Annotated in this window: 7 protein-coding genes; 5 read left to right on the top strand and 2 right to left on the bottom strand. The window is 62.2% G+C overall.

From position 1 onward, the window contains the following. From rfaE2 to EOA85_RS25085, 3 genes are all read left to right on the top strand, one after another. Window positions 1-708 (top strand): D-glycero-beta-D-manno-heptose 1-phosphate adenylyltransferase (gene rfaE2 / locus EOA85_RS25095; protein ID WP_127211565.1); only part of this gene is annotated, 708 nt, incomplete at its 5' end. 7 nt (window positions 709-715) lie between these two features. Next, the gene (locus EOA85_RS25090) at window positions 716-1,288 is read left to right on the top strand and encodes an SIS domain-containing protein (RefSeq protein ID WP_127211564.1); all 573 of its coding nucleotides are present in this window, start codon (window positions 716-718) and stop codon (window positions 1,286-1,288) included. Further along, window positions 1,281-1,961, top strand: a complete 681-nt coding sequence (locus EOA85_RS25085) for an HAD family hydrolase (RefSeq protein WP_127211563.1) — start codon at window positions 1,281-1,283, stop codon at window positions 1,959-1,961. The genes EOA85_RS25090 and EOA85_RS25085 overlap by 8 nt, the downstream gene beginning before the upstream one ends. Here EOA85_RS25085 and EOA85_RS25080 read toward each other — a convergent pair. Then, window positions 1,942-2,427: an Lrp/AsnC family transcriptional regulator gene (locus EOA85_RS25080; protein WP_029350080.1), complete on the bottom strand. Its 486-nt coding sequence runs from the start codon at window positions 2,425-2,427 to the stop codon at window positions 1,942-1,944. The two genes, EOA85_RS25085 and EOA85_RS25080, sit on opposite strands and share 20 nt — an antisense overlap. Window positions 2,428-2,686: 259 nt before the next feature. Here EOA85_RS25080 and trxB point away from each other — a divergent pair, with 259 nt between their 5' ends. After that, a complete protein-coding gene (trxB, locus tag EOA85_RS25075) occupies window positions 2,687-3,661 on the top strand; it encodes a thioredoxin-disulfide reductase (RefSeq protein ID WP_065012013.1) in 975 nt (324 codons plus the stop codon). 74 nt (window positions 3,662-3,735) lie between these two features. Next, complete coding sequence (locus EOA85_RS25070) at window positions 3,736-4,632, top strand: LysR family transcriptional regulator (RefSeq protein WP_023799796.1); 897 nt, start codon at window positions 3,736-3,738, stop codon at window positions 4,630-4,632. Between the two features lie 43 nt (window positions 4,633-4,675). On the opposite strand, the gene EOA85_RS25065 is transcribed toward EOA85_RS25070, so the two are convergent. Continuing rightward, a complete protein-coding gene (locus EOA85_RS25065) occupies window positions 4,676-5,176 on the bottom strand; it encodes an isoprenylcysteine carboxylmethyltransferase family protein (protein ID WP_065012014.1) in 501 nt (166 codons plus the stop codon). Between the last annotated feature and the right edge of the window lie 915 nt (window positions 5,177-6,091).

The following is a 6,091-nucleotide window of genomic DNA, read 5'->3' as shown; positions in this document are numbered from 1 at the left end:
GCCCGCCACATCGCTACGCAGGCGCGGGAAGTGTTCGACGTTTCAGGCGCCGGCGATACTGTCATCGCGACGTTTGCGCTGGCTCTGGCTGCGGGCGCCGACCGCGTCATTGCCGCCGCCATTGCCAACGCGGCGGGTGGCGTGGTGGTTGGAAAGCGCGGCACCGCGCGGCTGACGGTCGAAGAGCTTACCGGCGCGCTGTTTCGCTCGCACGGCCCGATTGCCCATAAGGACGCAATCCTCGATGCCGCTGCCGCTGCAAGGCTGGTGGCGACGTGGAAGGACGAAGGCCTGAGTGTCGGTTTCACCAATGGCTGCTTCGATATCCTTCACGCCGGCCATGTTAGCCTTTTGCACGCGGCACGCAGCCAATGCGACCGGCTGGTTCTGGGCCTCAACAGCGATGCCTCGGTGCGCCGGCTGAAAGGGCCGGGACGCCCGGTCAACGACGAGCATGACCGCGCCTGCGTGCTTGCGGCGCTTGCCTCGGTCGACGCCGTCGTCGTCTTCGAGGAGGACACGCCGCTCGCGCTGATCGAGGCGCTCAAGCCCGACATACTGGTCAAGGGCGCCGACTATACGATCGATCAGGTGGTCGGTGCCGAAATCGTGCGAAAGGCGGGCGGCCGCGTCGTGCTGGTCGATCTCGTCGTCGGCAAGAGCACGACCGGCACCATCGGCAAGTTGCGCGCCGGCAGTACAAACTGAGGTTTTCATGTCCAAACTGAACGAATACCTGGTCCGCTCGGCGGCCGCGATCACCGCGATGGTCGAGCGCGACCTCACCAGCGAGATGGAGCGGGCGGTGACCGCCGTCGTCGCGGCGCTTTCGCAAGGCAAGGCGCTGCTGATCTGCGGCAATGGCGGTTCGGCCAGCGATGCCATCCACATCGCCGGCGAACTGGTCGGCCGCTTCCTGATGGAGCGCAAGGCCTACAACGTCATCGCACTGCCGGCCAATGCGGCGGTGCTGACCGCCTGGGGCAATGATTACGGCTTCGACACGGTGTTTTCACGCCAGGTCGAGGCACATGGCGCGGCGGGTGCTGTGCTGCTCGCCATCTCGACCAGCGGCAACTCGGCCAGCACCCTTGCCGCCGCCGAACAGGCGCGCATGATGGACATGACGGTGATCAGCCTGACCGGCGACACCGGCGGCAAGCTCAAGCCGCTCTCCGACATCCTGCTCAACGTGCCCTCGACCTCGACACCGATCATCCAGCAGGGGCATCTTTGTCTCTATCATCATCTGTGCGAAATGGTCGAAGCGCGCCTCTGTGATGGCTGACAGGGAGGCTGTCACGACCTCGCAGCCGTATCAGCTCGAAGAGCCGGGGCTCTGGGTCGAACGGATCGGTACTGCGGCCTTTCCAGCTGGCACGCCGGCGCTGTTCCTCGACCGCGACGGCACCATCAACGTCGATAGCGGCTATCCCAGCGATCCGGCCGACATAGTGCTGCGGCCGGAGATGCTGCCGGTGATCCGAACGGCCAACATCGTCGGCCTTCCTGCGATCGTAGTCTCCAACCAGTCGGGCATTGCCCGCGGCTATTTCGGCTGGCCGGATTTCGCCGCAGTCAATGCCTGGCTGCTAGCGCTTCTCGAAGCGCAGAATTGCCGGATCGATCTGGTGCTCGCCTGCGCCTACCATTCGAGCGGGACGGGTGAACTCGCAGTAGGTGACCATCCGATGCGCAAGCCCAATCCGGGCATGCTTCTGCGCGCCCGCGATCTGCTGGGCGTGGATATCAGCCGATCGATCATCGTCGGCGACAAGGCTGATGATATGGAAGCCGGACGGCGAGCCGGGCTATGCGAAGGCTGGCTGGTGCACGGCAGATCAAATCGGACTTCTGGCGATGGTATGTTCGCGACGCGCAAACTGACGACGAGCAACGATCACAGCAAACTCTGCGAGACCATCGCCGAACTCGGGGGGATTAGGTTCTCATTTCGCTGAAAGCCACCAGGCCTTCGTCCTTGACGCGACGGATGGTCAGTGCGGTGCGCACCGTGTCGACATTCGGCGCCGAGGCCAGTTCCTCGATGACGAAAGTCTGAAAGGCGCCGAGGTCGCTCGCCACGCAATGCAGCAGGAAATCGGATTCGCCCGATACCATCCAGGCGTCGCGCACGATCGGCCAACCGCGGGTGCGTTCGGCGAAGGTTTTCAGCTCCGCATCGGCCTGGTGATGCAGGCCGATGAGGCAGAAGGCGACGACATCCAGGCCGAGCGCCGGCGCATTGAGCAGGGCGCGATAGCCGCGGATGATGCCGGTCTCTTCCAGCCGCCTGACACGGCGCAGGCATGGCGGCGCCGATATGCCGACGCGGCCGGACAGCTCGACATTGGTCATGCGCCCGTCGTGCTGAAGCTCGCGCAGGATCTTCCAGTCGATGGCGTCGAGATCGGCTTTGAGCGGCATGGATACCTTCGGCGCTTCACGCAAGAATCTTTCGTGATCTTGTAATTAAACGACTTCGGTGTCCATTCCATCCCTCAGTCGGTGATTTTCGGACAGTCACCGCGCAAGATGTTCATGGATCGTCTGTTTGTGCGGAAGCTTTCCGGGGACGACGGCGCGGTCGTCTTGCTGGCGTCGCCTGCAACACCTAGATTAGGGACCGATATCGATCCTTGTGCCGGACGCTTCATTCGCGTCCGGTTGTTGTGAAAGCCCGTCCATGACCACCAAGCACGCGCCTGTTCTCATCATCGGCTCCGGTCCCGCTGGCTATACGGCGGCAATCTACGCCGCCCGCGCCATGCTGAAGCCGATGCTCGTCGCCGGCCTGCAGCAGGGCGGTCAGTTGATGATCACCACCGATGTCGAAAACTATCCGGGCTTCGCCGATCCGATCCAGGGTCCGTGGCTGATGGAACAAATGCTGAAGCAGGCCGAGCATGTCGGCACCGACGTCATCAACGACATCATCACTGAGGTCGACCTCAATGTGCGGCCGTTCCGCGCCAAGGGCGATTCCGGCACCACCTATACGGCCGACGCGCTGATCATCGCCACCGGCGCGCAGGCGAAATGGCTGGGTATCCCGAGCGAACAGACCTTCATGGGCTTCGGCGTATCGGCCTGCGCCACCTGCGACGGCTTCTTCTATCGCGGCAAGGATGTCGCCGTGATCGGCGGCGGCAATTCGGCGGTGGAGGAGGCGCTCTATCTTTCCAATCTGGCAAAGAGCGTGACGGTCATCCACCGGCGCAGCGACTTCCGCGCCGAGCGCATCCTGAGCGAGCGGCTGTTCAAGAAGGACAATGTCCGCGTCATCTGGGACACCGTCGTTGACGAGATCACCGGTCAGTCCGGCAAGATGCCGCTGCCGCCGTCGGTGGAGGGACTGAAGCTGCGCAATCTGGTGAGCGGTCAGGAGATGCATCTGACGGTCGACGGCGTATTCGTGGCGATCGGCCATGCGCCGGCGGTTGAGCTGTTCGCTGGCAAGCTAAAGCAGAAGCCGAACGGCTATCTGTGGACGGCGCCGGATTCGACCTGCACCGACGTGCCGGGCGTGTTCGCCGCCGGCGACGTGACCGACGACATCTACCGCCAGGCAGTGACGGCGGCGGGGCTCGGCTGCATGGCCGCGCTCGAGGCGGAAAAGTACCTCGCCGGGATCGAAGTTCACCGCGAAGCGGCGGAGTAAGGAAGCGGCCGAGAAAAGCCGCGCAAAAGCCTGATTTTTCATTCAAACGCCAAAAAAACAGAGCGAGGGGCATCATGGCGTTGGACTGGGACAAGCTACGCGTGTTTCACGCTGCGGCGGAAGCTGGGTCGTTCACCCATGCCGCCGAGACACTGCATCTGTCGCAATCGGCGATCTCGCGGCAGGTAAGCGCGCTCGAACATGATGTCGGCGTGCCGCTGTTCAATCGCCATGCCCGCGGCCTGGTGCTGACCGAGCAGGGTGAGATGCTGTTCCGCACGGCGCATGACGTGCTGATGAAGCTGGAGACGATCAAGTCGCGGCTGACCGAGGCCAAGGATCGGCCCTCCGGCGTGCTCAGGGTGACGACCACGGTCGGGCTCGGTGCCGGCTGGCTGACCGAGCGCGTGCAGGAATTCATCGAGCTCTATCCCGAGATCAGCCTGCAGTTGATCCTGGCGAACGAGGAACTCGACCTCACCATGCGCCGGGCGGACTGCGCGATCCGGCTGCGCCAGCCGCAGCAGCCTGATCTCATCCAGCGCCGCCTGTTCACCGTGCATTTCCATCTCTACGCCGCTCCTTCTTACGTCAACAAGTATGGCAAGCCGGCGTCGATCGCCGAGTTGAAGAGCCATCGCATCGTCACCTTCGGCGTGCCGGTGCCGGCGCATTTGTCGGAATTGAATTGGCTGGAAACGGTCGGCGATTTCGAAGGCGGGCAAAGGGTGCCGACGCTGCAGATCAACGACATATTGTCGATAAAGCGCGCGGTACAGGGTGGCGCCGGCATCGCTATGCTGCCCGACTATGTGGTCAGCAAGGACTCAGGGCTGGTGCAATTGCTGCCGGAGACCGAAGTGCCGTCCTTCGACACCTATTTCGCTTATCCCGATGCGATGAAGAACCAGGCGAAACTGCACGTCTTCCGAGATTTCATTATCGCCAAGGCCCGAAGCTGGTCGTTCTAACTTTCAGAAAATCGCTTCCGCCTTGCACCGCCGACGACAACTCTTACTGGCAGCGCCATGGGGTCAGGCGGGGCAGCCAGCCTGGGACGGCGCGGCGGTAGGCCTCGTAGCCGGCGCCATAGCGGCGGGCAAGCGTCGGTTCCTCGTAGAACTTCACGAACGAGACCATGGCGATGGCGGCGATAGTGGCATAGGCGACGAGAGCCCAGCTCGAAAACAACAGTGCCTGGCCAAGGATGATCGACAGCACCGCCACATACATCGGGTTGCGGACATGGCGGTAGATACCACCGACAACCAGTTGCTCGGTCGGCGCAACCGGGGCGGGCGTGCCCAGGCCTTCGAAAGCAAAACGGGCGAAGGCATGAAGCAGCAAGGCCGCTGCGACCACAATCAGGACCCAGCCGACCGGGACCAAGCCGGGCTGGGTCGACCATGGCAGACGATAGCGATCGGTCAACAGCCAGGGCAGCAATCCCGCGACCATGCCGGGCGCTGCGATGAAGAATAGCGCGCTGCCGGCGATCGCCTGACGTGTCCTCATCGAGGCTTCCTTCTAGAGCGAGGTGCGTCCACTTGGACGCACAAAATACGGTCTAGCACTTGAAATCTACGCATCGTGCCTTCCGAAAAGCGATTCCTATCTCGGGCCGATGCGGCTGCTGCAAAAATAAACGCGTATTGCCTGATTCGACGTCATTCGTTGGTTTTGCGTTTCGGGCCGAGAATTGGCTCTGATTCGCTATTTCCCAATGATCTTTGCCTGGCCGTGCACCGCATTTCGACGATTCTGCTGGTCCTATGAGGCCAAGGAATGGGTTAGACCACAGCCTGTGTCATTTTGCATGCGTGTGTTGCAAAATAGATGCTTGTTTCTTGAGCATGATGAGCACATATATAGATCATCTCCTGGGCGCGTTCTCCTCCCATTAGCGCCCTCGAGTGTTCCCCTCTGGAGGTTAGCCCTAACAGGCACTTCCAATCAAACTCAGCCGGATCTTCATTGATCCGGCTTTTTTGTTGCCCGAAACCTGCTGGCGCTGAGGGAAAGCCGACCGAAATTGTCACGTAACAGTGACATGTAACCTCAGGTAACCTATCACAGGCGCCCAGCATCGACTAAGCAGATCATAGGACGCGGTGTGGTTCGTGCGGGAGATGGGGGCATCACTCGGGCGATCCGGGCTCAGGCGGCTACCGCGTCCGAACCATTCTTCCGCTGAGGCCGTCAGGCGCTGGCGGCATGTGCGGCGGACCTGCCGTTTCGCCTCCCACGAAGACGGTCCGCAAGAGAGCGGCGTCCGGATCATTCCGGACGCCGTTTCCTTGTGTTCTGCAGCCTGCGATATTGGCGCCAAAATCCAGTGTCAGGCGGCCTTGCCGTTGGTGTTCATCGCCTCGTCGGCCAAGCGGCCGGTGAGTTCGGCCATATGGTCGAAGGTTGCGCGATAGCTGGCCA

This window comes from Mesorhizobium sp. M5C.F.Ca.IN.020.29.1.1, assembly GCF_003997375.1.
Classification (GTDB): Bacteria; Pseudomonadota; Alphaproteobacteria; order Rhizobiales; family Rhizobiaceae; genus Mesorhizobium; species Mesorhizobium wenxiniae.
The sequence above is the reverse complement of the archived record's forward strand: the minus strand, read 5'-3'. Positions and strand labels throughout refer to the sequence as shown.

Bases quoted from the DNA above. Each gene is read 5' to 3' on its own strand.
- trxB (WP_065012013.1), top strand. From the start codon at position 2,687: ATGACCACCAAGCACGCGCCTGTTCTCATCATCGGCTCCGGTCCCGCT.
- EOA85_RS25080 (WP_029350080.1), bottom strand. From the start codon at position 2,427: ATGCCGCTCAAAGCCGATCTCGACGCCATCGACTGGAAGATCCTGCGC.
- EOA85_RS25090 (WP_127211564.1), top strand. From the start codon at position 716: ATGTCCAAACTGAACGAATACCTGGTCCGCTCGGCGGCCGCGATCACC.
- EOA85_RS25070 (WP_023799796.1), top strand. From the start codon at position 3,736: ATGGCGTTGGACTGGGACAAGCTACGCGTGTTTCACGCTGCGGCGGAA.
- EOA85_RS25065 (WP_065012014.1), bottom strand. From the start codon at position 5,176: ATGAGGACACGTCAGGCGATCGCCGGCAGCGCGCTATTCTTCATCGCA.
- EOA85_RS25085 (WP_127211563.1), top strand. From the start codon at position 1,281: ATGGCTGACAGGGAGGCTGTCACGACCTCGCAGCCGTATCAGCTCGAA.